The sequence below is a fragment of the Pacificoceanicola niger genome, from assembly GCF_048553275.1.
Taxonomy (GTDB): Bacteria; Pseudomonadota; Alphaproteobacteria; order Rhodobacterales; family Rhodobacteraceae; genus Pacificoceanicola.
On the sequence record NZ_JBLZMW010000002.1, the window covers coordinates 1 to 23,187 of the forward strand.

Annotated in this window: 35 protein-coding genes; 19 read left to right on the plus strand and 16 right to left on the minus strand. The window is 64.1% G+C overall.

Translation table 11 applies throughout. The annotated features are described in order from the left end of the window. Positions 1–171 precede the first annotated feature (171 nt). Entirely contained in the window at positions 172–1,800 is a 1,629-nt protein-coding gene (gene tnpC / locus ACN2XU_RS02555; RefSeq protein ID WP_419408829.1) for an IS66 family transposase, read from the plus strand. Positions 1,801–1,897: 97 nt separating this feature from the next. Here the strand turns inward: tnpC and ACN2XU_RS02560 are convergent, their stop codons facing one another. The 14 genes from ACN2XU_RS02560 to ACN2XU_RS02625 all read right to left on the minus strand — a co-directional run bounded on the left by ACN2XU_RS02560 (position 1,898) and on the right by ACN2XU_RS02625 (position 9,809). After that, positions 1,898–3,256 (minus strand): tyrosine-type recombinase/integrase, encoded by a 1,359-nt coding sequence (locus ACN2XU_RS02560; RefSeq protein ID WP_419408830.1) that lies wholly within the window; start codon positions 3,254–3,256, stop codon positions 1,898–1,900. A 233-nt stretch (positions 3,257–3,489) separates the two neighbouring features. Further along, entirely contained in the window at positions 3,490–4,536 is a 1,047-nt protein-coding gene (locus ACN2XU_RS02565; protein WP_419408831.1) for a tyrosine-type recombinase/integrase, read from the minus strand. Then, a complete protein-coding gene (locus ACN2XU_RS02570; protein WP_419408832.1) occupies positions 4,533–4,709 on the minus strand; it encodes a hypothetical protein in 177 nt (58 codons plus the stop codon). Before ACN2XU_RS02570 ends, ACN2XU_RS02565 begins: the two co-directional genes overlap by 4 nt. A 1-nt stretch (position 4,710) precedes the next feature. Continuing rightward, a complete protein-coding gene (locus tag ACN2XU_RS02575) occupies positions 4,711–5,403 on the minus strand; it encodes a hypothetical protein (RefSeq protein ID WP_419408833.1) in 693 nt (230 codons plus the stop codon). Positions 5,404–5,497: 94 nt separating this feature from the next. Then, a complete protein-coding gene (locus ACN2XU_RS02580; protein ID WP_419408834.1) occupies positions 5,498–6,487 on the minus strand; it encodes a DUF2303 family protein in 990 nt (329 codons plus the stop codon). A gap of 30 nt (positions 6,488–6,517) precedes the next feature. After that, positions 6,518–6,937 carry a hypothetical protein gene (locus tag ACN2XU_RS02585; protein WP_419408835.1) on the minus strand — a complete coding sequence of 140 codons (420 nt, stop codon included), beginning with the start codon at positions 6,935–6,937 and terminating at the stop codon, positions 6,518–6,520. A gap of 25 nt (positions 6,938–6,962) precedes the next feature. Continuing rightward, complete coding sequence (locus tag ACN2XU_RS02590) at positions 6,963–7,277, minus strand: hypothetical protein (RefSeq protein WP_419408836.1); 315 nt, start codon at positions 7,275–7,277, stop codon at positions 6,963–6,965. Continuing rightward, on the minus strand, positions 7,274–7,564 hold the full coding sequence (locus ACN2XU_RS02595; protein WP_419408837.1) for a hypothetical protein: 291 nt from the start codon (positions 7,562–7,564) through the stop codon (positions 7,274–7,276). Before ACN2XU_RS02595 ends, ACN2XU_RS02590 begins: the two co-directional genes overlap by 4 nt. After that, positions 7,561–7,752, minus strand: a complete 192-nt coding sequence (locus ACN2XU_RS02600) for a hypothetical protein (protein ID WP_419408838.1) — start codon at positions 7,750–7,752, stop codon at positions 7,561–7,563. The genes ACN2XU_RS02595 and ACN2XU_RS02600 overlap by 4 nt, the downstream gene beginning before the upstream one ends. A 379-nt stretch (positions 7,753–8,131) precedes the next feature. Continuing rightward, a complete protein-coding gene (locus ACN2XU_RS02605; protein ID WP_419408839.1) occupies positions 8,132–8,446 on the minus strand; it encodes a hypothetical protein in 315 nt (104 codons plus the stop codon). Continuing rightward, positions 8,443–8,658 carry a hypothetical protein gene (locus tag ACN2XU_RS02610; protein WP_419408840.1) on the minus strand — a complete coding sequence of 72 codons (216 nt, stop codon included), beginning with the start codon at positions 8,656–8,658 and terminating at the stop codon, positions 8,443–8,445. Before ACN2XU_RS02610 ends, ACN2XU_RS02605 begins: the two co-directional genes overlap by 4 nt. 1 nt (position 8,659) lies before the next feature. Next, on the minus strand, positions 8,660–8,905 hold the full coding sequence (locus tag ACN2XU_RS02615) for a hypothetical protein (RefSeq protein ID WP_419408841.1): 246 nt from the start codon (positions 8,903–8,905) through the stop codon (positions 8,660–8,662). Then, on the minus strand, positions 8,905–9,276 hold the full coding sequence (locus ACN2XU_RS02620; protein WP_419408842.1) for a hypothetical protein: 372 nt from the start codon (positions 9,274–9,276) through the stop codon (positions 8,905–8,907). The genes ACN2XU_RS02615 and ACN2XU_RS02620 overlap by 1 nt, the downstream gene beginning before the upstream one ends. A gap of 245 nt (positions 9,277–9,521) precedes the next feature. Next, entirely contained in the window at positions 9,522–9,809 is a 288-nt protein-coding gene (locus ACN2XU_RS02625) for a helix-turn-helix domain-containing protein (RefSeq protein WP_419408843.1), read from the minus strand. A 400-nt stretch (positions 9,810–10,209) separates the two neighbouring features. Between ACN2XU_RS02625 and ACN2XU_RS02630 the strand changes: the two genes are divergently transcribed. Beyond that, positions 10,210–10,614, plus strand: coding sequence for a hypothetical protein (locus ACN2XU_RS02630; RefSeq protein ID WP_419408844.1), 405 nt, complete (start codon positions 10,210–10,212; stop codon positions 10,612–10,614). Beyond that, positions 10,614–10,955 carry a hypothetical protein gene (locus tag ACN2XU_RS02635; RefSeq protein ID WP_419408845.1) on the plus strand — a complete coding sequence of 114 codons (342 nt, stop codon included), beginning with the start codon at positions 10,614–10,616 and terminating at the stop codon, positions 10,953–10,955. Before ACN2XU_RS02630 ends, ACN2XU_RS02635 begins: the two co-directional genes overlap by 1 nt. A gap of 8 nt (positions 10,956–10,963) precedes the next feature. On the opposite strand, the gene ACN2XU_RS02640 is transcribed toward ACN2XU_RS02635, so the two are convergent. Together ACN2XU_RS02640 and ACN2XU_RS02645 are read right to left on the minus strand one after the other, a co-directional pair. Next, entirely contained in the window at positions 10,964–11,296 is a 333-nt protein-coding gene (locus tag ACN2XU_RS02640; protein WP_419408846.1) for a hypothetical protein, read from the minus strand. Between the two features lie 135 nt (positions 11,297–11,431). Beyond that, positions 11,432–11,683: a hypothetical protein gene (locus ACN2XU_RS02645; RefSeq protein ID WP_419408847.1), complete on the minus strand. Its 252-nt coding sequence runs from the start codon at positions 11,681–11,683 to the stop codon at positions 11,432–11,434. Positions 11,684–12,029: 346 nt separating this feature from the next. Between ACN2XU_RS02645 and ACN2XU_RS02650 the strand changes: the two genes are divergently transcribed. The 16 genes from ACN2XU_RS02650 to ACN2XU_RS02725 all read left to right on the plus strand — a co-directional run bounded on the left by ACN2XU_RS02650 (position 12,030) and on the right by ACN2XU_RS02725 (position 23,187). After that, on the plus strand, positions 12,030–12,317 hold the full coding sequence (locus ACN2XU_RS02650; protein ID WP_419408848.1) for a hypothetical protein: 288 nt from the start codon (positions 12,030–12,032) through the stop codon (positions 12,315–12,317). Further along, entirely contained in the window at positions 12,314–12,931 is a 618-nt protein-coding gene (locus ACN2XU_RS02655; RefSeq protein WP_419408849.1) for a hypothetical protein, read from the plus strand. Before ACN2XU_RS02650 ends, ACN2XU_RS02655 begins: the two co-directional genes overlap by 4 nt. Next, on the plus strand, positions 12,909–13,142 hold the full coding sequence (locus ACN2XU_RS02660) for a hypothetical protein (RefSeq protein ID WP_419408850.1): 234 nt from the start codon (positions 12,909–12,911) through the stop codon (positions 13,140–13,142). Before ACN2XU_RS02655 ends, ACN2XU_RS02660 begins: the two co-directional genes overlap by 23 nt. After that, positions 13,139–13,717, plus strand: coding sequence for a hypothetical protein (locus ACN2XU_RS02665; RefSeq protein WP_419408851.1), 579 nt, complete (start codon positions 13,139–13,141; stop codon positions 13,715–13,717). The genes ACN2XU_RS02660 and ACN2XU_RS02665 overlap by 4 nt, the downstream gene beginning before the upstream one ends. Next, on the plus strand, positions 13,714–14,505 hold the full coding sequence (locus ACN2XU_RS02670; protein WP_419408852.1) for a hypothetical protein: 792 nt from the start codon (positions 13,714–13,716) through the stop codon (positions 14,503–14,505). The genes ACN2XU_RS02665 and ACN2XU_RS02670 overlap by 4 nt, the downstream gene beginning before the upstream one ends. Positions 14,506–14,614: 109 nt before the next feature. Further along, on the plus strand, positions 14,615–15,010 hold the full coding sequence (locus ACN2XU_RS02675) for a DUF8602 domain-containing protein (RefSeq protein ID WP_419408853.1): 396 nt from the start codon (positions 14,615–14,617) through the stop codon (positions 15,008–15,010). 88 nt (positions 15,011–15,098) lie between these two features. After that, entirely contained in the window at positions 15,099–15,548 is a 450-nt protein-coding gene (locus ACN2XU_RS02680; protein WP_419408854.1) for a hypothetical protein, read from the plus strand. 3 nt (positions 15,549–15,551) lie between these two features. Continuing rightward, positions 15,552–17,330, plus strand: coding sequence for a terminase large subunit (locus tag ACN2XU_RS02685; RefSeq protein ID WP_419408855.1), 1,779 nt, complete (start codon positions 15,552–15,554; stop codon positions 17,328–17,330). Beyond that, complete coding sequence (locus ACN2XU_RS02690; RefSeq protein ID WP_419408856.1) at positions 17,323–18,645, plus strand: phage portal protein; 1,323 nt, start codon at positions 17,323–17,325, stop codon at positions 18,643–18,645. Before ACN2XU_RS02685 ends, ACN2XU_RS02690 begins: the two co-directional genes overlap by 8 nt. A 15-nt stretch (positions 18,646–18,660) precedes the next feature. After that, positions 18,661–19,386 (plus strand): head maturation protease, ClpP-related, encoded by a 726-nt coding sequence (locus ACN2XU_RS02695; RefSeq protein WP_419408857.1) that lies wholly within the window; start codon positions 18,661–18,663, stop codon positions 19,384–19,386. 68 nt (positions 19,387–19,454) lie between these two features. Next, positions 19,455–20,699 (plus strand): phage major capsid protein, encoded by a 1,245-nt coding sequence (locus ACN2XU_RS02700; protein WP_419408858.1) that lies wholly within the window; start codon positions 19,455–19,457, stop codon positions 20,697–20,699. Positions 20,700–20,773: 74 nt separating this feature from the next. Continuing rightward, on the plus strand, positions 20,774–21,373 hold the full coding sequence (locus ACN2XU_RS02705) for a hypothetical protein (protein ID WP_419408859.1): 600 nt from the start codon (positions 20,774–20,776) through the stop codon (positions 21,371–21,373). 10 nt (positions 21,374–21,383) lie between these two features. Continuing rightward, entirely contained in the window at positions 21,384–21,974 is a 591-nt protein-coding gene (locus ACN2XU_RS02710) for a head-tail connector protein (RefSeq protein ID WP_419408860.1), read from the plus strand. A gap of 14 nt (positions 21,975–21,988) precedes the next feature. Then, on the plus strand, positions 21,989–22,360 hold the full coding sequence (locus tag ACN2XU_RS02715) for a head-tail adaptor protein (RefSeq protein WP_419408861.1): 372 nt from the start codon (positions 21,989–21,991) through the stop codon (positions 22,358–22,360). Then, positions 22,344–22,781 carry an HK97-gp10 family putative phage morphogenesis protein gene (locus ACN2XU_RS02720; RefSeq protein ID WP_419408862.1) on the plus strand — a complete coding sequence of 146 codons (438 nt, stop codon included), beginning with the start codon at positions 22,344–22,346 and terminating at the stop codon, positions 22,779–22,781. The genes ACN2XU_RS02715 and ACN2XU_RS02720 overlap by 17 nt, the downstream gene beginning before the upstream one ends. 1 nt (position 22,782) lies before the next feature. Continuing rightward, entirely contained in the window at positions 22,783–23,187 is a 405-nt protein-coding gene (locus ACN2XU_RS02725) for a DUF3168 domain-containing protein (protein WP_419408863.1), read from the plus strand.

Here is a 23,187-nt window from a genome sequence, read left to right on the forward strand (position 1 = left end):
CTTCATTCGAAATCTCCTCGTTCATCTTGCCGAGAAAATTCTACGTTTGCAGCCCCTTAAAATCGGGGGGGATTACCACTGGGGCGCGCCACCGGCCCGGGTCGGGTAGATTATCTCGCTGATTCCCCTTGTTTTCATGGCTCTGTCGACCCCGCCATGGTAAGCTTCGGCATGTCCGCCAGCGCCAAAGACCTCCCCGATGATCCCGCCCTTCTGAAGGCGATGATTGCTGCGCTGTCGGCTGAGAACGCCAAGATGTCGGCCACGCTCCGGGCCCATGACCTGCTGGTCCAGACTTTGCGCGTGCGGATTGCCAAGCTCCAGAAGCGGAAGTTCGGCGCTTCCTCCGAGAAGATCGAGCGGGAGATCGAGCAGCTGGAACTGGCGCTTGAGGACCTGCAGGTTGCCCTGGCCGAGGCCGGTACCGTTCCCGCCGTGGACAAGAAGGAGGAGCCGGAAGCAGATGAGACCGCCGCGTCGTCGGAGCAGAAGCGGCGCCGTCGGCCGAAGGTGGCGCCGGGCACCCCGCGTGAGCGCCGCGAGCTCGATCCGGGCGACAGCTGCCCCGAGTGCGGCGGCCAACTTCGCATTGTCGGCGAGGATGTCAGCGAGATGCTCGACATGATCGCGGCGCAACTGAAGGTCATCGAGATCGCCCGGGTGAAGAAGTCCTGCCGCTGCTGCGAGAAGATGGTGCAGGTGCCAGCACCCAGCCGCCCCATCCCGAGAAGCATGGCCGGGCCTGCGCTGCTGGCCCATATCCTGGTGTCCAAGTTTGACGACCATGTCCTCCTGTATCGCCAGAACGAGATCTTCGCCCGCCTCGGCGCTGACATTCCCGACACGACCCTCGTCGACTGGTGCGGCGGAGCGATGAAGGCTCTGGCGCCACTGATCGACCGGATCGGCAGGGATGTTCTATCGACCGACCTGCTGCATGCGGACGACACGCCCATCCGGGTTCTCGACCGCTCCCGCAAGACTGCGGGACTCGGCAAGGGCGTGAAGCAAGGCCGGATCTGGGTATATGTCCGCGACCAGCGGCCCTGGGCGGGAACGGCGCCGCCCGGCGCGGTCTATCGCTTCTCGGCAGACCGGAAGGCCGAGCATCCGCAAAAGCACCTCTCGGAGAGCGGAGGCATTCTCCAGGCCGACGCCTATTCCGGATTCCGGGAGCTTTACGAGCTGCGGGCCGACGGCACGGCGCAATTCCGGGAAGCCGCGTGCTGGGCGCACCTGCGACGGGATTTCCATGACGTCTGGACGGCCACGGGTTCCGAGATCGCCCGCGAGGCGCTGGACCGCATCGGCAAGCTCTACGACATCGAGCGGCAAATCTTGGGGCAGTCGGCAGAACTGAGGCTCGCTGTGCGGCAGGAGCGGAGCGCACCCAAAGTCGAGGCCTTCCGCGCCTGGGCCGAACAGCAGCTGACCCGCATCCCCGGCAAGGGCGACCTGGCGAAGGCCTTCCGCTACGGGCTGAACCGTTGGGCCTCCTTCTGCCTGTTCCTGGAGGATCGCCGCGTCGCGATCGACAACAACGCAGCCGAGCGCGGCATGAGGCCGATCGGCGTGGGTCGGCGCAACTGGCTCTTCGCAGGATCGGACACCGGCGGCGAGACCTTGGCGAGGGCAATGACGCTCATCGAGAGCGCCAAGATGAACGGCCTCGACCCGCAGGCCTACCTGGCCGACGTCCTCGACCGCATCCACGATCACAAGATCAACCGGCTCGACGAGCTTCTCCCGTGGAACTGGAAACCTCAGGCCACCGAAAAGCCCCAGAGCGCCGCCGCCTGAAATTGCAAGGCGGTCCAAACCGGGCGCTTACGATCGTTTGCTGCGCCCTCCCGCAACCAACGGTGGTTGCGATGTGTTCGGATTCATTGGCGCAGTATCAACGACCCACGTCACGATACTCAATCAGCCGTGGCTTTGGCGCAGGCCGCGACTCGATCAACATGTGCTCGATTGCCGACCGTCGCGACTCGCGGTCAAGCGTGTAGGTGTTTCGTCGGAACTCGACGCCTTCCAGCAGGGCCTTCAGATACCCTGCGACCGTGTCGGCCGCCATGATCAGCGTCGAGTCGAGTGTGTGAACGTAGCGGCTCGTCACCGAACCTTTCGCATGTCCGATCAGGGCTGCGATCGTGATCTCGGTAAAGCCCAGATCATTGGCGATGCTGGCGAAGCTGTGTCGCAGGACGTGAGGTGTCACATCCCAGAGTGGTGTGTCGGTCAGCAGCTTCTTCCAGCTTTGAGGGAAGTTGCCCACCGCGTTGTCGAGGCCCTGGCCGGGAAAGACAAAGGTGCCGGTTCGGCTTGATCGCTTGCTTTCCAGGTACTCGATCACCGGAAGCCCGATCGGACGCACCGACGCCCCTTCCTTGCTGTCGATCAGCCGCAGGCAGCTCCCCTCGATGTCGACCTCGCTCCATCTGAGGTTGATGATCTCCCCACGTCGACAGCCGGTCACGGCGAGAATCCAGAGGATCTCGGCGTGAAGCCGATAATGGTCGCTCTTCTGCGCCTGTCGGAGAATGCCGCCCAGGATCCGGTATTCCGCTTCGCTCAGCCGCCGGTCGCGCACCTGATATTTCGGCTTGCGCAAACCGTGGGTCGGGTTGTGGTCGATCACACCGGCTTCCACCGCGTAGGAGAATATCCCGCCAAGAGGTCCCATCGTCCGGATGGCAGTTCCGCGCCCCCCGCGGACGATGGCCTTGCCGCGCAGCTTCGCGGTCTTCATCACGACCCGCGTCTTGCCCGCGATGATGTCCTTCATCAGGTTGTTCATGTCCGGCTTGGTGATGTCGCGGACGCGGCGTGTGCCGAGGAGGGGGATGATGTGTCGGCGGATGCGGCCCACATCGATCTCGATCGTCGAGGCTCTCTTGGGTCGGCCGCCTTTGCCCATGATCAGGCCGGCCTCCATATCCTCGATGTACTGCTCGCAGAGTTGCTTGACCGTCAGCGCCCTCCGGTCCTCCTCGCGTTCCTCGGCCGGGTCGTTGCCTCGGGCGACGTTCCCGAGCAGGGCCTTCGCCTCCCGCCGCGCCATCTCGGGCGTCCAGATTCCATGCCGGCCGATCGTGTAGCGGCGGCATCGTCCACGCGCGCGGTACTGGACGATGTAACTGCGCTTTCCAGAGGGATAGACGCGGAGCCCGAAGCCGGTCACCTCGTCATCCCAGACCGCCGTGCCCTTGGGTCCCGGCTTGACCGCTTCGACAAATCGCTTCGTGAGCTTGGGCATGCTCAAACCCTCTTCTTGCGCCCGGTTTCACGAAAGCAGGACGCAACCACGCGGCCGGAAACCAAGGCGTATACTCGGATAGAGCTTTCGGCGCGGCGCTTGGCCGTGTCTAGAAAATTCCAATGATTATAGTGCTCTAGAGTACTCTATCGCATGTTTAGGAAAGCCCATTAGACCCGCTCCGAAGGCAGAGGCCATAGGTTCGAATCCTATCGGGTGCGCCACATCCTTGCTTAACCTTCTGTTTTTCCACGGAAATGAACGACGGCACCCCCTGAGTTTCCATCCGAGTTTCCAAGCAGCAGTGCTCGTTTGTTCGCGGCGCGGGTGTATTCGGTGATCTCCTGCAGCGTTTCGTGGCCCGTCCATGCGCCGATTTGGTGGGGGGTCCAGAGCAGTTCGGCCAAGGCGATGGCGCGGGTTTTGCGCAGGCCGTGGGCCGTCCTGCCTGTCAGGCCCGCCTTGCGGGCTGCGGCTGCTATCAGGTTCGACAAGCCTTTTACCGATCTGGCGCGGCCATATTCGGTCAGAATGAATTGCAGCTCCGGGGAGGCTGCATGGATGAATTCCTTGCGGTCGCGTTCAAGGCGGCGGTCGGCGACGGCGGTGATCGGCACCATGGCCTCGCCGCCGGTCTTTTCCTGGGTGAAGGTCAGCAGTCCGTCCGGTCCGACGCCCTGCCAGCCGATGCGGACGGCATCGACGCAGCGGGCGCCGGTCCAGTGCAGGACCTCGAAGGCCTGCCGTTGTGGCGTGCCGTGCGGCCAGGCCGTTCGGAAGGCTTCGACGTCTTCGCGGGTCCATGGCGCGTGCGGCGTGGATCTGAGGGTGCGGACCTCGGCATCTTTCGCGGGATTGTCCGTGCGCCAGTGCTCGGCCTTGGCGTAGGCCATCAGCGCCCGCCAGATGGTGCGCTCCGACCTGGCCGCACCGGGGGGAAGTTTGCGCAGGGCCTTTTCGATGTGGACGGTGGTCAGCTTCGGAGCGGGGGCCATGCCGTATTCGATCTGCATGTAGGCCAGCCTGCGCCGCCAGACTTTCTGTGTGGTGAGTTTGCGAGTCTTGAAGTCGTCGGAAGCCAGGAACATCCCGATCAGCGCACCGAGGCTGTCGTCGCGGGGCGTAAAGTCACCGGCCTCGATGTACGCCCGCATGAAGTCCGGGTGATTCTCGGGGAGGTCCGGAAGTGGCACGAGCTGCCCGCGAATGCGGCGGTACTTGTAGACCTTGCCACCGGGCTTTCGGACAACCTTTATCCCTTCGAGCCTCACGCCTTTCATGCGTCGAATGCCTTCTCCCAATCCTCGCCAGCGGGCTTGTCCGCGTCGGCCTTGGCCGGAGAGACTTCGTAGACCAATGCGCCGCGGCTGATCTTCACCGTCACGCCCTCCTGCTTGGCGACTTGCGCCGCCTCGCGCAACATTTTTTCACTGAGGGGCCTTGGCGCTCCCATGTCAGGCACTCCTTTGTGCGGTCAGGGCTGCGGTGGTCCATTGGTCGGCGGCGGCAATCATCATGCCCGGGAAGCTGCGGCTGCGCAGGCGGGCGCGGTCCGGGCCGGGCGGCATGCGGTGCACCGCGTTCCAGCGGGTCCATGCGTCTGTGCCGGGCTCCGGCTCCGGCAGGCAGTTGGTCTCGCGAAGCGGTGGCAGGCCGCGCAGATACCAGCCGGTCGCCTTGTAGGCCGGTTCGCCGAACCAGTACGGCTGCACGATCTGGGGCGCGGGCAGGTCGGCGGGCATGCGGTCCTTCGCGAGGTCGTTCATTTCCGGGTTCTCGATGGCCACGCGGGCAATCGGCGCGGTCCAGCAGGTGGTGAAGATGTCGATGCCGAGTTCGAATTCGGCCCGCATGTCGGACCAGCTCCGGCCCTTCGGCAGCTGCTTCGGGGGCGTCCACTTGCCCGGCCCGGACATCCAGCGTCGCCCGGACCGGCACAGGCGGGTGCAGGGCGGGTGCATGACCGCAAGCAGGTCCCAGCCTTCGTGCAGGATGCCGTCCCGGATGTCGCAGCGGATGTGCCGGTTGCTGCCGTCCTCCGCCCGTTCGAGATCGCAGGACCAGACGTCATGCCCGAGCGCGGCAAAGGCCCTGCGGGCAATGCCGCTGGTCTCGCAGCCGATCAGGATTCGCCAGGGTCGTTGCATCGCTCTTCCTTTGAAATACAACCCCGCCCCCTTCAAAATACCGGCTGCACTTTGCGGCGGCGGGGTATTCGACCGTCATGGTCGAATGGGGTGATCAGGTTTCCGGGGTGCCCATCAGGGCTGTCAGGCCGGTCGCTTCGGTTGCTGCGGCGACGGCCTCCTTGAACGCGGCCTCGAAAACCTTCTCCGGGGTGTAGATCGACATGATGAAGGCCACAGACGAGCCGTTCTTGCGGTAACGGGAGCGAACCGCCATGCGGTAGGGGGCACCACCGAGGAACACCGGAATCGCGATGATGATCAGGTTCGGAATGTTCAGTTTCTGCCCGGTGGCATCCTTGTGTTCGTTCAAGAACTGGATTTCCGCTTCGCCCGTGTCGCGGTTGGTGGCCACCTTGAGGTCGCTGGTCTCGAAGACCTGAAACTGACGGGACATGGCGAGAAGCTGCTTGAGCTGTCCGAAGCGGCCTTCGATCTTCTGCGCGGTCTCGATCAGACGATTTTCCCAAGGCTGGTTCTTCGTGGTGACCTCACCTTTCAGGACAGCGGGCGTGGGGTCGAGAATGTCCTTGGCCTGCGCCTCGATGAACTCGCCCATGTCATCCTTGCTCTGCGCCTTGCCGGAAATTGCCATCCACGCCTTCCATTCGTCGGATAGCGGGAAGTCGTAGACCGCGCGGTGGTGGCAGTGGCGGGCGCTGGGATCTCCGGTCACGTCCTCGACGTTTGCCGCCCCGGCGGCGTGATAATCGGCGATGCAGGTCAGGGTCGGCTTTGCCATGTCGGGACTCGCGAAGAGCATCGAAGTCTCGCCCTTGAAGCGGTTGGTCCAGCTGATCAAGCTGGCCAGATCGGCCACGCGGGCAGTGCCCTTGCGCCGCGCCGGTTTGAGGTATTCGGCGGCGGCGCGGTGGTGGCTTGTCAGGTCCTGGACGGTGCGCTTCTGCGGCAGGGTGATCAGGTGCGCTTTGGTCAGATCATGCCCCGGCGGCGTGTCGATCTGCTCGTGATAGCCGATGTCCAGCATGACATCGCGCATGGTCTCTGCCGGGTTCTCGGGGCTGTGGGTAATCGGGTCAGACATGGGTGGTCCTTTCGGGTTCGGGATGAAAAATCAGACGTCCCGGACTTCGCCGGTTTCCGGGTCGTAGGGAGTGGCATCGCGCACGCCGCCGTGCATGCGCTTGAGCATCGGGCTGTAGAGCGAGATTTGTCCGCTTTCGTCCACATAGGCGGCGGCGCGGCTGGCGGGTTTCTTTGGGGCCTTGAAGTCGGCCTGCGCCGTCATGCCCAGATCGCCTGCGCCGCCAAGCTCATAGGAGACGGTCAGGGAGAACGACCCTTTCGCGCCCTTGTGGCCGTACTCTGCGTTGTGGTCCTGCAACTTCTGCATCAGATCCAGATGATCGGCCATGAACTGCGCGAGGAACTCGCCGCCGTCAAAGAGCGTCAGCATCTGTTCGATGCCGCGAATGGAGAACTGGTCGAAGGAATCGGCCTTTGGCGCGGTGTCCGGGGGCTTGAGGTTTGTCATCACGGGGGTGGTCCTTTCTCGGAGGTTATCGGGGCGCTGCGATCTTGCCGCGCCAGGCGTCGTATTCGGTGCGCAGCTCGTCCCAGAGGTCGGCGGCGCGGCGGTTGCAGTGGCTGGCCTTGCGGTTCTGCCAGTCGAGCCATTTCCGGCTTTCCACGCCGCACTGAAACAGGATGTGCTCGCGGCACTCCTCGGGCGTGACGCGGGTGACGTCCGGAAGCTCCATCCGCCAGGCCACGAACTTCTGGAAGGTCGCATCTTTGCAGAGCATCCCCGCCTGCTGCGAGCGCGGCTTGTCGCCGAAGGGGGTGCGGGGTTCTTCGCGCTCGAAGGGGATCATGCGCGGCCTCCCTGTTCGTGCTGTGGGGCGGGCCATCCGTCCGGCTCCGGCCAGATCGCGGTTTGTCCGGTGTGGCTCCTGATGATCTCCGAGACTGCATCGCGCATCAGCGCCATGAAAATCTGCTTGGCGGACTCGTCCTGAACATAGGCCATCTGGATGGAGCCGAGAAACAGGGCGTCCTTCATGGTGTCCGGTTTCGCGTAGTAGGCAACCCACAGGTTGCCCTGGACGCGCATTGCGAGGTGTCCGGATTGCACCGTGGTCTTGTGAGCCGCGCCGGTCATGCCAGCACCAAAGCGGCGTAGCTGGCGGCGGCGGTCAGGATGCCGAAGAGGCAGATCAGCAGGACGAAAATCGTCATGGCTCCTTCGCGGGTGTCCCGGCGCATGAATACTGCCACGGCGATAAGGTAGACGAAGCAAGCGCCCCAGATGATGGCGAAGGCGGTGCAGAGGAATGCGGCGAAGCTCATGGTGTCAGTCCTTTTCTGGCCTTGAGGCCGGGGCATTCGGGGCGCATCGCGCCGCCAGGGCAGCCACAGCCGGGAAACATGGGGCAGTGAAAGGCGGGGGTGTCTGTGCCTGTGGGCGCGTGCGGCAGGTTGGCGTGAGTGGTGGCAGGGGAGGCCGCACGCGCCCCGGACGGGGCGAGCCTGTCGCGCCCCGTGTCGAAAACGGGTTGGCCGGGCGCTGGGAGGAGGATGCGTCCGGCCAGGGAACCGGCACGGGAGGAGGGTGTGCCGGTGTCGGAATCCTCGCAAGGAGGCGTATTGTTCAGGCCAATACCGGTGAGTGTGGCACTGCGCAGAAACGTGGAACCCCGCAGACCAATTGCGCTTGTCAGATGCAGGCTCAAGTCAGGGCCTCTTGGGATGTCAGGGGGGGATGCACGGTGACGAAACCATCGTCCTCGATTTCGGACAGGGCGCGGGTCGCGGCTTTGCGCCAGCTGTGGATCGCCTCGTCCACGCTGCCGCCGAAGGCGGTCACGCCGTGCAGCGACAGCTCGAACAGATGGCTCGACGCGCCGGTCGCGGTGGGCGCGATCCATGTGCCGCCGGTCTCCATGACCTCGTTCAGGACGGCATCCCGCAGGGCGGTGCCGGTCAGGGGCGCGAGGCGCAAAAGCAGGGCGCTGCGGCAGTCACTGATCAGGTGCTTGGTCAAAACAGGGTCTCCTGCCGGGCCTCACCGGGGCGCGCGGTGGCCACGGTTTCGAGGATGTAGAATTGCCCTTCGTTCTCGGTTGCCAGCTTGCGGGCCGCGTTCAGCGCGTCCTCAAAGCTGGAATAGCGGGTGCGCGGCTTGGTCTCCGACAGCGGGCCGGTCGGCTTGCGGCAGACCATCCAGAAGCGGTCGAAGTGGGGGATGTTGGCCATCTCAGCCTGCCTCAATAAATCGAATCAACGCGCCTTGGAGCTGCGCGGCGTCTTCGTTGAGTTCGGGCATGCACTCGACCAGCAGGCGCAGGCTGTCGGCCAATTGATGAACAGTATCGCCCGCGCTGACGTTGTCGGGGTGTCTCAGGTCTGCGTTGCTCCGTGCGCATTCAATCATGTCACATGTGGCGGCGCTTGCGCCTTCGGCGGCAGCAAGCAACTTTGTGGCGCGGTCCATTCCGTTCATCACGCCGTCCCCTCCATCTGCGACAGCACGTCAGCGGCGGCGGCGCGTTCGTCGGCGTGGGTGGAATGGCGCAGGAGGGTCTCGCAGGCGTCCCGCATATCCCGCGTTGGGATCGGGTCCGAGGCGCGGAGGGTTGCGCGGGCGGCGGCAATGCGATCCTGCGTGGCTTGCCAGCTCAGCGCCAGCCGATCCCCGCGGCGGCGATTGAGCAACTCGTCGCAGATGTCCGGCAGGACCATGGCAAGCTGCGCGGCAATGTGCTCGTCAATCTCCGTGGTGTCGCTCAGGTCCTGCAGGAATTCGTCGCTCACGGAGAAAGGCGCGGGGGCTGTGCCGGACAGTTCCGGTCGGATTTGGGTTTGGGACAACATGTCGGCCTCCTTTGGGGGTCCGCGATCTGCCTTGGATGGCGTTTGCGTACAGGAAGCTGTAAATCGACGTTTTGTCGATAGTCAATAAAAATATTCGAAGAAACGTCGATTGACGGATGGGACTCTGATAGCAAAACTTGGCTTTATTCTCGTTTTGTTCCGGAGGGTGACGTGCCCGAATACGATCTTGATGACCAGATATTGCTGGTCCTTAGCAGGCTTACCGGAGTGTCCGTGGATCGGCTTTATCGCTGCGGCGTGGTGCGCTTGCTGATGAGGCTGTCCGCCAGGCTGGCCGGAAGCTCGGTCAGGCGGCCACGGTAGAGGAAATCCATGGAAACGCCCCAACGCTCGGCGATTCTGTACGCCATATCGGCCTTGAGCGCTTTCTCGCCTTTCTCGATTCTGCCGTAGCTGGTGGCGTCGATGTCCACAGACGCGGCAAAGTCGCCACGGGTCATGCCATGGTGCGTCCGGAGTGCGATCAGCCGTGCGCCAACGGCGGTCGGGTGAAATGGGCTGTTCTGGTCCATACTATCCTCTTGGTCTCAAATGGCCCGTAAATCGAAAAAACGTCTATCGAAGATTTGCCGATGCTTGACATATCGACGAAACGTCGATTTATCTGGCTGGCATGAGCAAACCTGCATCAGTTTCCGCGCTTGTCGCGCTTTGGCCGTCCCGGCGGGTGGTCGTGGATGATCTGATTGCCGTGTCCGGCGTCGGGTCAGTCACATTGGACCAGGTCAACAAATGGTGCGAGCGGAACAGGATTCCGACGCAGCACCAGCATTCCATGGTCGCCGCGTCTGCGCGGCGCGGCATTGCGTTCACGGCTGAGGACATGCTCGCGCTCCATGCTGCGGGGAGGTCAGACCCTCCGGTTGCGATGCAAGGCGACGGTGTGGATACCGCGCTCAGGAAGGCATCCTGATGACCTCGCCAACCAAACATACACTCAAGACCGCTGAAAAATCTTGCGGCGGTGTGGGTGAGGCGGCGCGGGCAATCTGGTCCGGCTTTCGCTATCTCGTCGGGGCGCGGGAAAAATCCTTCACCGTGAACCGCGTCGAGGCGGAGGCGCTGGCGCGGGCCAGCTTTGCCGCGATGCTGCGACACCCGTTCCCGGGGGCGACGGATGCCGAGATCGCGCGTGCCTGGGCACCGCGCCTCGACCGCTCGGAGCGGCAGGTGTTGAACTGGCTGGCCGGGGAGCATGCGGCGTCCGTGACGGACATTTACATAGTCGGGGCCACGCTCGGGGTCTGGGCCTCGGCGGAGATCCTCGTGGGCCAGCGGACGCGCGACGACATCCTCGCGCAGATCGGTAGGTCCTGATGGTCCCTGAGATCGGCGCATTCTTTCATTCGTCCCTGTCCTGCGCGGGCGCGGAGATCGTCAGCAGCCGGTTGCAGTCCATGGCGGCGGACACGGCGGGGCACTTCGGCCTTGCGGTGGTGCTGGCGGCGGTGGTGTTCGGCAAGGGCTGGCCGCGTGCCTGGGTCTGGGTGCCCTTCGCGCTGCTGTGCCTCAAGGAGGGCGCGGATTATCTGCGCGAGCCGGGTCTCGCGGTGGCGCTGGACTGCGTCTGGGACGTGGCCACTTACCTCGCCGGGATCGGCGCCGGGATCTGGGCCATGTCCGGCGCGAATGTGCGCCGGGGCGGGGGGGCGGTGTGATGGTGGGTCTATCGAGCGGTTTCTGCGATGTATACTTCGATCATCTGCATCGCGGTTTGGTCCGGCATCGCGGCGCAGTCCTCGCGCAGACGGATGAGGATGGTTTCGTGGCTGCTCCGGATGCCGGGATTGCGCGCTTCGATGCCCATGAGGAAACCGAAGGTCATCGCCATTTCCCCGACTCCGATCACGCCAGGGGGTGGAGTGTCAATCGCCGCGATCACGGCAGCGCAAGGTTCATGGATGAAGCGTACCTGAACGGCGTGGTTCTGGATGCCCGGAACCATGTCCGCGATGACAGGGCTAGCGATCAACGCGAGGGCGGCGGCAAGGCGGTACAACTGGTATCCTTTGAAGCTGGTCAACGTCAGGTTGACCGTATGCGCCGGGCGGGTACGCTGTCCAGCCGTCGCGGGCGCTCCCGGTTGGCGGGTTCCTCCTCCCCGACGCTGCCGCGCCGACCCGCCTTCCCGGCCTTACACAAGCAAAGACTTGTGCTTTCTCAGGATCGCGACGGCCTTGGCGTGCGCGTCCCTGTGTGCATCGCCGCGAAACACTTCGCCAATGCGGTTTGCATTGGTTCCGAGCTTTTGAACGATATCGGTGAACGTCTCACCTTGCAGTTTCATGATCCACGCCGTAACCGCGTTCTCGAACGTGAGCTGGGCGCGTTTCACTGCAATCGGGTTCAGTTCATCACCCGTGATCGGGTGCACTTCGGTTGCCATTGGAGATTCCTCCTCTTGTGGCAATCGCGGTTCCGGAGGCTGCAACCTCGGGTTCCGCATGAGGCCGTGCTTTTCACAAGCGGCACGGTTTCGCTGCTCTGGCGGATAGGACCGATTCGGACCTTCCGTCAGAGCATTCATTTTGTGCAGACTGCGACAATTTGCAACGGCAAGTTGGCCACATCTGTCATTGAGTCTTTTTTGACTCACAATTCCTTGTGGACAACCCCAATAAATTGTGGATTGCCCCGTTGCCGCGTGGTGGCCTGTGCGATGCGCCCCCCGCTCTCCCTGTCTCACTGGAGCGCGGCGCCTGTGTCTCGCGCCCGTTTTCAGGGGGTGCGTCATGTCTGATTTCGACCTTCCCGAGGCGCTGGATTGGGGCCACCCGGCCTTGGGCGTCTATGCGCGTTTCGGTCTGTTTCACCGGGATGTGACGGCGGGCGAGGCGGAGCTGCGGCGGTGGGGGCATCGCATGGCGCTGTCGGCGCTGGTTTGGCGCATGGGCAAGTATGAGCGGCAGGACGATGGCCTGCGCGATCTCGCGGCGTCGGCGCGGCGGCATGTGGGGCTGGTCCAGTCCGCCTGGCTGTCGGACCGCCGGGCGCGGGCCGGTGAGGGGGCAGGGACATGAGCAAGGCGAACCCTGTTCAGCTTGTCGAGGCCGCTTCCATTCCGGAGTACCCGATTTCCTCGGTGGAGCGGCTCGACTCGCATTTCTTCGTGCCATGGAACCTCAAGCGCTGGCGCGGGAGCGAATTCCGGCGGCATGGCTACGCCGATCCGGAGGTCGGCTTCTTCGGCGTTGAGCTGTTCTGGCTGGCGCAGGATGAGACGCCGCTTGGCACCCTGCCGTGCGATGATGAGGCGCTGGCGTTCCTGTTGCGCATGCCCCTCTCGCGGTGGCGCGATCTGAACAGCCGGGCGGTCTCGCCGCTGCATGGCTGGCACCGGGTCCAGTGCGACAACGGGCGGGTGCGGCTTGCCCATCCGGTGGTGACCGAGGTTGCGCAGGAGGCGCTCGACGGCAAGCGGCGCAACGGGGCGAAGAATGCCGATGAGCGGATGCGCAAGCGTCTGAACACCATCCGCCAGCATCTCAAGGGCATTCCGGGCGCGGCCCGCTATGCCGAGATGGATGAGCAGGTGAACGCCATCAGCGACTGGATGGATGCTGCGTACCCCGGCGGCAGCGCCACGGCGAAGCGGGTTCGGGAGGCGCTCAATGAGCTGCATGCGCGTCTCTGATCCGGGCCTTCAAATCTTCCGCAAATCTTCCGGCGGAAGAAATGAAACGGATTTGCACGGTTTTTGGCCGTTTTCGTTTTTTCCGAAAACCGAGCGGCTGAAAGGAAAAGAGAAGAAATCAAAGGAAATGAAACCTTCCGGGCCGCGCTTCTTTTTTGGCGGTGTGCCTGTGGAAAAGCCGGGATTTGCGGAGAAAGGGGCAAGGTCATGACTGAACAGGCGGAGACCAAGCGGGACCGGGTCAGGCGCATCCTGATCACGCCGCTCCTGCGGGCGGGCATGCGCAAGCAGACGCGCCAGAAGGCGGATGAGTATGCCGACATGCTGGTGCGGCTGGCGGACAAGCTGGCCTATCTCGATGAGCAGCACCTGCGCGGGCTTGCGGCCTTTGCGACCCGCTGGGCCAAGGGCAAGGCGCGGAACGAATGGCCCGATGAGGTCACGCTGGTGAGTCGGGCCTATGAGCTGCAATCGCCGCCGCCGCGCAAGTGCGATTATGTCGTGAGCGTGATGCGCTCGAAGGCGGGCGAGCTGGCGCGATCGCATGGCTATCACGTCGAGCTGTTCACAGCGGCGCGGTCCTTTGGTCCGCCGTTCTCGAAGCTCGATCTGTCGCGGATTGCCAACGAAGCCCGGCGCAATCGTGCCGAGCTGGACCGGGTGCGCGGCCTTGCGGATCGCGGCGCGGTGCCGGTGGAGCGGCAACAGTGGATGGACTGGTATCTGCGCCATGAGGCGGAGGCGCTGGCCATCATGGATATGGATTTGGAAGAGGACGCGGCATGACAGAGGTTTGGTACGGGACGCCCCTGGGCACGGTCTTCACGGTGCTTCCGCCGCAGATGCGGCTGGATGCGGAGGTGGCGCGGTGCGCGGCGATCAAGGCGGGGGGCGCGGTGCCGGTGGAGTGCGGAGACGCCTATGCGGATGCCCCGGCGCGGGGCTGCTTTCGCGTGGTCGAGACGAAGGCGATGTATCCGGTCGGCTCGGACGGCTATGTCGCCCGCCCGGCGGGTTACCTCGGGCGCAAGACTATCGTGGTCCAGGACGTCTTTGGCGTGATGCTGGCGCAGGCGGCGCGGGCAAAGCGGGCTGCGCCTTTGACGGCGTCACAGGTGGCCATGGGCCGGTTCTACCGGGATCTGCACGAGCGCCATGTCTCCGCCGGTCTGCGCTGCACCTCGCTCGAAGCCATGCCGGGCGGGCAGGGCGGCACCCATGCCGGGTTCATGGATGCGGTGCTCGCGGATCGCCAGCGCCTCGACGTGTTGCGTCGGCGGTTGTCGGATGGTCCAGCGCCCCGGCTGCGCGTCCTGCGTCCGTCGCGGCGCGGCGCACGGGTCAGCATCTCGGAGCGGGTTCTGGTGGACATGGTCTGCCTCGGACAGCGCTCGCTGGATTCGGTGCTTGAGGCGCATGGCTGGGCGGTGAAAGGCGAGACGCGGAAGGCGGCGCGGGCCGCTCTGGCCGATGGATTGGCGGCGCTTCTCGGGCCGATGCGCGGGGCGCGTCTGACAGCGGCGCACTTCGGCGAGGGTCCGGCCTCGATCTGGTCGGATCAAAAAGGGGCTTGACGAAAGGTCCGTCTGTCGGCAACACATAGTGCATCATCACCAAATGCGCCCACGGGAAACCGGCGGGCGCTTTTGCGTTGTGGCTTCCAGACATCGAAGGGGCGGGCCGGTGCCGAAGAAACCCTGCGCCTATCCCGGCTGTTTCCGGCTGGTCGATCTCGGCGCGGGATACTGCCGGGTGCATGCGGCTGCGGAGAAGCGGGAGCGTGACCGGCCAGCGGATGCACGGCGGGCGGATAAGCCGAGCCGCAAGTGGTACAAGCGGAAGGCATGGTGCGGGCCGGGCGGACGGCGGGCGGTGCAGTTGGCAAAGGAGCCGCTGTGCAGGCTGTGCCCGCCGTTCTCAAGGCAGCGGGCCACCATCGCGGATCACATCGTGCCGCACCGGGAAGACCACGCGCTGTTCTGGTTCGGGGAACTGCAGTCGCTGTGCAAGTCCTGCCACGACATCAAGAAGCAACGCGCCGAACGGCGCACCACCGGCCCCAAGCCGGACCGGCCATAAGGGGGGTGAAAAAGTTCAATCGACCCGAACTGGGGACCGGCGGCGGTAATCAGATTTTTGCGGGTGCAAGTTTTAGGGGGGGGGTCTCGTGACCACTTCGTCGGAAGGCATGGAACGACTTGTCGCCCTGCTTGGGGGATGGCCGGAGCACTTCGGTGAGGACGAACGCAAGCATGGTGAAAGCCTGCTCGCCGTCCTGCGCCGGGAGCGGGTTCTCGATGAAGCGGTCTTCGGGATCGTCGTGCGCTACGCCGTGCACCGCGCCGAATACCATCGCCTGTCGGCGGACATCGCCGGTGAGAAGTTCGAGGCGACGGCCAGCGACTACCTTTCCGGCAAAGAGCAGAGCCGCGCGTTCCACGAGAACAAGCTGCTCACGCTCGAACGCGAACTTCTGGCCACGCCCTACGCCCGCGCGAAGAACGGTATGTCGGCGCAGACGTCCTTCATGGATCTGCTCGACAAGGAACCGCCGGAGGGCGGTGGCGGCGGCAAGGTGATGCCCTTCCAGCCGCTCGCCAAGAAGCGCTCCGTCTGAGCCATGCTCGGCACATCGGTCGAGACACCGGTCACCCGGCGGGCGCTGGCCTGGGTCGAGGATGTTCTGTCCAACAAGGTGCCGAGCTGCAAGCGGATCAAGCTGGCCTGCAAGCGGTTCAAGGCGGACCTCAAGCGCGAGGGAACGGATCAGTTCCCGTACATCTTCGACCTCGAAGCCTCGGAGCACATGTGCGCCTTCATGGAGGCGCTGCCGCACATCGAGGGGGCCTGGGCATCACGCGGCGAGACGATCACGCTGCTCGGGTGGCAGTCGTTCCTGATCAGCCAACTCGGCGGCTGGCGTCACATGGTGACCGGGGTGCGCCGGTTCCGGACGGCTTATGTCGAAGTGCCGCGCAAGAACGGCAAGTCCACGCTGCTCGCCGGGGTCGGCCTGTACTTCCTCGGGCCTGACGGAGAGCCGGGGGCGAAGGTCTATTCGGCTGCGGCCTCGACCCATCAGGCGCGGATCGTCTTTGACGCGGCGCGGGTCATGGCCTTGACCGGGCGGGCGCAGGGGATGGCGCTGGATGAGCTGCTCGGGCTGCATGTCGAGGAGCACAAGATCAAGACGGCGGACCCAGCTGCGGTGTTCCAGCCGATTGCCAGCCAGACGAAATCGAAGGACGGCAAGAATCCGCATTGCGCCATCGTGGACGAGCTGCACGAGCACGAGAAGCGGGACGTCTGGGATTCGATGGCCAGCGCCCTCGGTGCGCGGGAACAGCCGCTGCTGATCGCGATCACCACGGCGGGCTACAACACCGGGGGGATCTGCTACGAGCAGCGCAAGTACCTGCAGCGCATCCTGGAAGGGACGTTCGAGGACGACAGTTACTTCGGCCTGATCTTCGAGGCGGACGAGGGGGACGATCCGGGAGACCAGGCAACCTGGGAGAAGGCCAATCCGTCGCTGCATGAGGCAAAGTCCCTCCAATACATGCAGGACGAATGGCGCAAGGCATCGGCCAGCCCGGCAGCGATGGGCGAGTTCCTGCGCAAGCACCTGGACATCTGGACCAGCGTTGGCGCGTCGGCCATCGACATGGAAGGCTGGCGGGCCGGGGAAGACACGGACCTCAGGATCGAGGACTTCGCCGGGCGGCGGTGCTTCATCGGTGTTGACCTTGCCACACGACACGATCCGTCGAGCGTGGTGGTGGTGTTCCCTGATGAGGATGATCCGGCCAAGGGACCGATGACTGCGTTCTCATGGCATTGCCTGCCGCAGAAGGTGGTGGACGCGCCGGGCAACGAGCACCTGTGGGGCTGGGCCAACAAGGAATTGATCACCACGACGCCGGGTGCCGAACTGGACCTGCGGCTGGTCGAGGCGCTGGTCATGCAGCTTGCCGGGTATGGTGCCGACCATGACCCGAGGAACGAGTGGGGCTGGGGTGACCTGCCTGTGCTCAATGTCGAGATGGTGATCTATGACGCGCAGTTCGCGCAGCAGATGGCGGCGACGTGGGATGGCGCTGGCATCACGGCGGTCGAGCTTCGCAAGCGGGCGGCGAACACCAACGAGCCGTTCAACAAGCTGATCGCGGCGGTGGATGATCACCGCATGCGGCATGACGGCAATCCGGTGCTGACCTGGATGGCGGGCAACACGCTTCTGAAACAGGTTCCGGGCGGGGACTACATCTTCCCGACCAAGCTGGCACCGGAAGACAAGATCGACGGGATAGACGCCCTGATCAACGCGCTGTGGCCACTGTGCCAGGTCAGCGAGGACGAAACCAAAGGCAGCGTGACGCGAGGATTTGTGGATGTTTGAACGGCTATTCGGGTCCGCTGTGAAGTCCGATCCGGCTCCTCGCATCGAGCCGGTTCTCGCAGGTCCACCGGCGCAGGACAGCAGGCCGATGAACCTGCAATCGTCGGCCAGTGCCGAGGAATGGCGCGAGTTCTTCGGGATCACCGGGGCCGATGCCGTGACGCGGGAGTCGGCGATGAAGCTGACGGCAGTGTTCGGCTGCGTCTCGCTGCTGGCGGGAACAATCGGCACACTGTCTGTCGGGGTGTCGCGCAAAGATACGGACAAGGGCAGCGTGGTGCTCGGTGACCATCCCGCTCACTACCTCGTGCACGTTGATCCGCACACGCTCTATTCTGCGGAGGTGTTTTTCGAGGGGCTTTTCGCCCTCGCGTTCCTGGAAGGGAATTCCTACGCCGAGATCATGCGCAACGGACGCGGACAGGTGACTGCGCTGCGTCCATTGTTCGACGCCACGGTGAAACCTTTCAAGCGGAACGGTCGCGCCGCCTACCGCATCACCGAAGAGGGCGAGACCTATGGGCGTGATCAGGATGACATCCTGCATTTTCGCGCCTCTGCTACGATGCGCAGTCTTGAGGCGCTGTCGCCGCTCAAGTGCTTTGGCCGATCCATCGGGATCGGTCTCGACGCGGATGAGTACGCGCGGCTTTTCTACAAGCAAGGTGGCAAGCCCAGCGGCTATATCACCTATGAGGGCAAGGTAGACGAGAAGGTCGCCGATGAAGTCCGAAACTACTGGATGCGGAAGATGGCTGGCGTCCAGAACGCGCATCTTCCGGCGGTGCTTGCCGAGGGTGGCAAGTTCGTCAGCCTGATGACAGACCCGGAGACGGCGCAGCTCTTTCAGTCGCGTGCGTTCCAGGTGCTCGATGTCGCACGGGCCTATGGGGTTCCGCCGCACCTGATCGGCGAGACCGAGAAGTCCACGAGTTGGGGCACGGGCATCAATGCGCAGACAACGCAGTTTTACATCCTCGGGCTGCGCAAGCATGTGAAACGGTTCGAGGCCGAGCTTTCGCGCAAGCTGCTGACGCGCGAAGAGCGTCTCAGCGGGGTGTCAATCAAGTTTAATCTGGACACTCTGCTCCGCGCGGATCTGGCGGCGCGGTACGATGCCCACAAGATCGCGGTTGGCGGCACCCAGCATCCGGGATGGATGACGGTCAACGAGACCCGCGAGCTGGAAGGTCTTCCGAAGTCGGATGACCCGGACGCAGACACGCTTTTCCGGCCGGTGATGAAAGGTGATGCCAGCAGCACAGACCAGGGCGGCAGCACTGATCCGCAACCGCCATCACCGGGCTTCCGGTAGGAGAGAGGACAGAGCATGAAGTTCAAGGAGATTTTGGCACGGGCCTTGTGCCCGAAGGACGGCAGGCCAGCCGCGTTGACCGTTCGGGCCATGGAGGCAGACGGCGAGGTCGAGGTGCTGGTCTATGACCAGATCGGGTATTGGGGCATCACGGCGGAAGAGTTCGTGCGCGAGATCAAGCAGATCAGCGCGTCCACGATCCATCTTCGTATAGACACGCCTGGCGGTGACGTTTTCATGGCGCGGGCGATGAAGACCGCACTCGAACAACACCCGGCGCGGGTGATCTCGCATGTGGACGGTCTCGCGGCGTCAGCGGGGTCCTACCTGATGCTCGCGGGCGATGAGATCGAGATTGCCAAGGGTGCCTTTGTGATGATCCACAATGCCTGGATGATCACGATGGGAGACACCCGGGATCACGCCTTGTCTGCGGAAATGCTCGACAAGGTTGATGGCTCGATCCGCGCCGACTATGCGACAAAGACCGGCAAGTCTGCCGAGGACTTCCGCCAGTTGATGAACGATGAGACCTGGCTGGATGCCGAGGAAGCGCTCGCGATGGGGCTGGTGGATCGCATCTACGAGAAGAACGGCGGCACCGAGAACCGCTTTGACCTGTCGATTTTCGACAAGGCCCCGGATGCGCTGAAACCGCTTTCGCCGGATGAAGAGACTGCGGCTGCGCATCGCGCCGCCCAGATGCGCAAGCTGGACTATCTCGAACGGGTTGCGCCCTAAACGCGGTGCGTCCGCATTTCACTGAAACCGACCGGGGCCTGACCCGGTTTTTTTATGGGAGATTGGCCATGGCCAAGACCATCAAGCAGCTGCGCGAGCAGCGTGACGCGCTGGCGAAAGAGGCGCGCAACAACCTCGACAAGGGGACGGCTGAGTACAGCGCCACCCGGCAGGATGAAATCTACGCCGAGATCGAGAAGATCGACGCGCAGATCAAGGCCGAGCAGCAGCAGCTCGACCTCGAAGCCCGTCTGCAGTCCGAGGCGAACGACCCGGATACGCCCGCTGCCCAGACCGGCGCTTCGCCGCGTCAGCAGCGTCCCGGCGATGAAGTCCGCTCGCTTGTCTTCGACGCCTATCTGCGCGGCGGCGAAGCGGCGGTGAACCGGCTGCCGGAAAACGTGCTGACCGAGTATGGCCGTCAGGTCCAGAACGCGCAGTCCACCGGCACGGAAAGCGAAGGCGGTTACCTCGTTCCGACCACCTTCAGCGGTGTCCTGCTCGAAGCGATGAGGGCTTACGGCGGTGTCCGCTCGGTCGCGACCGTGCAGGAGACCACCAGCGGCGAGACCATCCAGTGGCCCACAGTCGATGAAACCGCCGTGACTGGCGAATGGCTTGCCGAGAACGCCTCCGCAACCGATGGCGACATCACCTTCGGCACCGCGTCGATTGCGGCGCACCTTGCAAGTTCAAAGGTGGTCACCATCCCTCTCGCGTTGCTGCAGGATGCTGGCATCGGTGACCTCGAAGGCATGCTCAACCGCCTGTTGTCCGCACGTCTGTCGCGTCTGACGAACACCGCTTACACCGTTGGCAACGGCACCGGAAAACCCACCGGCATCGTGAACGGTGCCGCCGTGGGGCACACCACGGCCACCGGCCTTGTCGCGAGCTTCACCTGGGACGACTTCACGGACCTGGAACACTCGGTCGATCCGGTCTATCGCCGCGATGCGCGGTACATGTTCCACGATGTGGTCCTGAAGGCTGCGAAGAAGCTGAAGGATGGAAGCGACCGCCCGCTCTGGGTGCCGGGTGTGACAAGTCAGGCTCCCGCCGAGATCAACGGTTACCAGTACACAATCAACCAGGACATGGCGCAGCCTGCAGCCGGTGTGGATTCGGTGCTGTTCGGCGACATGTCGAAGTACCTGATCCGCGACGTGATGAACCTCACGCTCTACCGCTTCACCGACTCCGCCTATGCGAAGAAGGGCCAGGTCGGTTTCATGGCCATGCTGCGGACCGATGGCAAGACCATCGCCGCAACGAACACCGCCATCAAGAAGATGCGCCAGGCGGCATCCTGATCCGCGCATGAGTGATCTGCCGCCGTCCGATAGCCGGGCGGCGGTTCCATTCTGAGACAAAAGGGGCGCTGATCATGGCGGCAGGAAAAAAGGCGGCATCCACGGCGGATGTGGACAAGGTCATCGTGGCGTTCGCGCTGCGCGAGCATGTGGAAGGCGACGGCGATGAGGCTGTGTCCTTCAAGGAAGGACAGCGGTTGGATCTTTCCAAGACGGATTTCGATGCTCTGGCAAAGGCCGGTGTCTGCGCGGAAGGTGTCTACGTCAAGATGAAGACGGCCATCCAGGGCGGGCAGTACAATCTGCGGGCCGGAAGCATGACGTGGCTTTCGCCGAAGGTGTACGCGGCATGGAAGGCGGCGGGCTACTGCGAGCCGACATCCGATGACCCGGAGGTCAGCGCAATCCTGAAAGCGCGTGAGGACGCCGTGCGCGAGGCTGCCAGCCAGCGCGACATTGCCATGGCTTCGCTGGCTGAGGCGCAGTCGAAGGTTTCTGATCTTGCCCTTGAAATGGCGGCGGCGAAGGCTCAGGCACAGGCGGTTGCGGAGGCCGCTTCCGAGATCCTCGACGGTGACGCTGAGACGTTCGAGCCGGTCAAGGTCGAACTGCAGAAGCTGATCGACATGTTCCCGGACCAGATCAGCGCTGAGCCGGAACTGGCGCTGAGCTAAGGGGTTCGGCATGTGGCTTGAGCGGATTTCCGGGGGCGGTGTCGATCTGGTCGATCTGGATGACGCGAAGAAGCACCTGCGCCTTCTGGAAGACGACTTCGACACACAGGTCGCGGCGGCGGTGCGGTCGGCTTCGGCGCAGCTCGATGTCGATACGGATGGTTTCGGCGGTCTCGGCTTCCCGATTGTCTCGCAGGCATGGTCGGCCAAGGGTAGCGGGTTCACCGATCAGGTGTTGCGCCTGCCGTTCCCCCGTGTGTCCGCGATCACCGAAATCCGGTACACCGATCCGGACGGCGCGGCGCAGGTTGTTCCGTCCTCGGATTACCTGCTGACCCGAGACGGGCGCGGCGCTGTCGTGGTGCTCTTGTCCGGCAAGTCATGGCCTTCGGTGATCGACAGGCCGGACGCGGTCGATCTGCGCTTTGTCGCAGGATTTGCCGATGTCGCCTCCGTGCCTGATGACATCGTCGAGGCGGCAAAGCAGCTCATCGGGTTCTACTTCGAACATCGCGGGGCCGAGCCGACTGCCGGTGTCGCCGAGGATGCGGCGCGGTGCGTCGATGATCTAACCCGGCGGTATCGCCGGTTCGCGATGTGACCATGGCGGGCGGGGTGGCACGGTACGACCGACGCGTCGGGTTCGAGCGCTTCCAGTCGGAGGCGCGAAACGCCTTCAACGAGCCGGTGGGCGCGTGGGTTCTGCTCGGCCAGACCTTCGCCAGCCGTAGCGATGTGCGGGACATGGAGAAGATCAGCGCCGGACGCGAGACGGCGGCGCTGGTGTCCCGGTTCGAGGTCAGAAGCTCGGCCCTCACCCGGTCGCTGACCACGGCGGACCGCATGGTCCTGCATGGAGCCTGGGGCGCCGATGGCGCGATGGTCTCCGGCTCTGTCTGGGACATCGAGGGCATCAAGGAGGCGGCTGGGGCGCGGCATGCGGTCCTCGAAATCACGGCGGTTTTGAGCCTTGAAAGTCAAGTTTAAGGTAGATGGCTTCAAGGACCTGGAAAAGGCGATGATGGAGCTGCCGAAGGCATCGGGTAAGGCGAGTGTCCGGCGGGTCCTGAAGGCGGCAGCGGAGCCGATTGCCGAGGCGGGGCGGGCGAATGCTCCGGAAGATCGCGGCAACCTGAAAGCCAGTTACGGCGTCGGCACACGGCTGACCAAGCGACAGCGCAAGGTCTCGACAAAGGAAAGTGCGGTCGAGGTCTATGCCGGGCCGAACGATCCGGCGGCGGTGCAGACCGAGTTCGGAAACGAGCATCAGGCGGCGGAGCCGCACCTGCGCCCGGCCTGGGATGCAGAGAAGGACAACGCGCTCGATGGCATCAAGGACGCGCTTTGGGCGGATGTCCTGAAGTCGATCAAGCGATACCAGCGGCGGCTGGCCAAGAAGGGGCGATGAGATGGAAGAGGCGTTGACGGCCCTGCTTCTCGGCCATGCGCCGCTGCAGGCGCTGGTCGGGACACGGGTGCACTGGCTGACGCAGCCGCGCGGCGTCACCGGCTTTCCGTACCTGAACCTGACGGTGATCTCTGACCCGCGCAGCTATCACATGGGTGGAGAGTCCGCGCTGCGCCAGTCGCGCGTGCAGGCCGATGCCTGGGCCGAGACCTATGCCGGGGCAAAGGATGTGGGCCGGGCGCTTGGCGGTTTCCTGTCCGGCTATCGCGGGGTCTCGGACGGGATCAATTTTCAGGGGGTCTTTGTCGGCGATGACCGGGACCTGACCGACCGCACAACGGGGGAGGAGCGCCAGCTGTTCCGCATTTCCGTTGATCTTCAAATCAGCTGGAACAAGGAGACCTGA

Coding starts and splice junctions, on each gene's coding strand:
- tnpC (WP_419408829.1), top strand. CDS start 172: ATGTCCGCCAGCGCCAAAGACCTCCCCGATGATCCCGCCCTTCTGAAG.
- ACN2XU_RS02560 (WP_419408830.1), bottom strand. CDS start 3,256: ATGCCCAAGCTCACGAAGCGATTTGTCGAAGCGGTCAAGCCGGGACCC.
- ACN2XU_RS02565 (WP_419408831.1), bottom strand. CDS start 4,536: ATGAAAGGCGTGAGGCTCGAAGGGATAAAGGTTGTCCGAAAGCCCGGT.
- ACN2XU_RS02570 (WP_419408832.1), bottom strand. CDS start 4,709: ATGGGAGCGCCAAGGCCCCTCAGTGAAAAAATGTTGCGCGAGGCGGCG.
- ACN2XU_RS02575 (WP_419408833.1), bottom strand. CDS start 5,403: ATGCAACGACCCTGGCGAATCCTGATCGGCTGCGAGACCAGCGGCATT.
- ACN2XU_RS02580 (WP_419408834.1), bottom strand. CDS start 6,487: ATGTCTGACCCGATTACCCACAGCCCCGAGAACCCGGCAGAGACCATG.
- ACN2XU_RS02585 (WP_419408835.1), bottom strand. CDS start 6,937: ATGACAAACCTCAAGCCCCCGGACACCGCGCCAAAGGCCGATTCCTTC.
- ACN2XU_RS02590 (WP_419408836.1), bottom strand. CDS start 7,277: ATGATCCCCTTCGAGCGCGAAGAACCCCGCACCCCCTTCGGCGACAAG.
- ACN2XU_RS02595 (WP_419408837.1), bottom strand. CDS start 7,564: ATGACCGGCGCGGCTCACAAGACCACGGTGCAATCCGGACACCTCGCA.
- ACN2XU_RS02600 (WP_419408838.1), bottom strand. CDS start 7,752: ATGAGCTTCGCCGCATTCCTCTGCACCGCCTTCGCCATCATCTGGGGC.
- ACN2XU_RS02610 (WP_419408840.1), bottom strand. CDS start 8,658: ATGGCCAACATCCCCCACTTCGACCGCTTCTGGATGGTCTGCCGCAAG.
- ACN2XU_RS02615 (WP_419408841.1), bottom strand. CDS start 8,905: ATGAACGGAATGGACCGCGCCACAAAGTTGCTTGCTGCCGCCGAAGGC.
- ACN2XU_RS02620 (WP_419408842.1), bottom strand. CDS start 9,276: ATGTTGTCCCAAACCCAAATCCGACCGGAACTGTCCGGCACAGCCCCC.
- ACN2XU_RS02625 (WP_419408843.1), bottom strand. CDS start 9,809: ATGGACCAGAACAGCCCATTTCACCCGACCGCCGTTGGCGCACGGCTG.
- ACN2XU_RS02630 (WP_419408844.1), top strand. CDS start 10,210: ATGACCTCGCCAACCAAACATACACTCAAGACCGCTGAAAAATCTTGC.
- ACN2XU_RS02635 (WP_419408845.1), top strand. CDS start 10,614: ATGGTCCCTGAGATCGGCGCATTCTTTCATTCGTCCCTGTCCTGCGCG.
- ACN2XU_RS02645 (WP_419408847.1), bottom strand. CDS start 11,683: ATGGCAACCGAAGTGCACCCGATCACGGGTGATGAACTGAACCCGATT.
- ACN2XU_RS02650 (WP_419408848.1), top strand. CDS start 12,030: ATGTCTGATTTCGACCTTCCCGAGGCGCTGGATTGGGGCCACCCGGCC.
- ACN2XU_RS02655 (WP_419408849.1), top strand. CDS start 12,314: ATGAGCAAGGCGAACCCTGTTCAGCTTGTCGAGGCCGCTTCCATTCCG.
- ACN2XU_RS02660 (WP_419408850.1), top strand. CDS start 12,909: ATGAGCTGCATGCGCGTCTCTGATCCGGGCCTTCAAATCTTCCGCAAA.
- ACN2XU_RS02665 (WP_419408851.1), top strand. CDS start 13,139: ATGACTGAACAGGCGGAGACCAAGCGGGACCGGGTCAGGCGCATCCTG.
- ACN2XU_RS02670 (WP_419408852.1), top strand. CDS start 13,714: ATGACAGAGGTTTGGTACGGGACGCCCCTGGGCACGGTCTTCACGGTG.
- ACN2XU_RS02685 (WP_419408855.1), top strand. CDS start 15,552: ATGCTCGGCACATCGGTCGAGACACCGGTCACCCGGCGGGCGCTGGCC.
- ACN2XU_RS02690 (WP_419408856.1), top strand. CDS start 17,323: ATGTTTGAACGGCTATTCGGGTCCGCTGTGAAGTCCGATCCGGCTCCT.
- ACN2XU_RS02695 (WP_419408857.1), top strand. CDS start 18,661: ATGAAGTTCAAGGAGATTTTGGCACGGGCCTTGTGCCCGAAGGACGGC.
- ACN2XU_RS02700 (WP_419408858.1), top strand. CDS start 19,455: ATGGCCAAGACCATCAAGCAGCTGCGCGAGCAGCGTGACGCGCTGGCG.
- ACN2XU_RS02705 (WP_419408859.1), top strand. CDS start 20,774: ATGGCGGCAGGAAAAAAGGCGGCATCCACGGCGGATGTGGACAAGGTC.
- ACN2XU_RS02710 (WP_419408860.1), top strand. CDS start 21,384: ATGTGGCTTGAGCGGATTTCCGGGGGCGGTGTCGATCTGGTCGATCTG.
- ACN2XU_RS02725 (WP_419408863.1), top strand. CDS start 22,783: ATGGAAGAGGCGTTGACGGCCCTGCTTCTCGGCCATGCGCCGCTGCAG.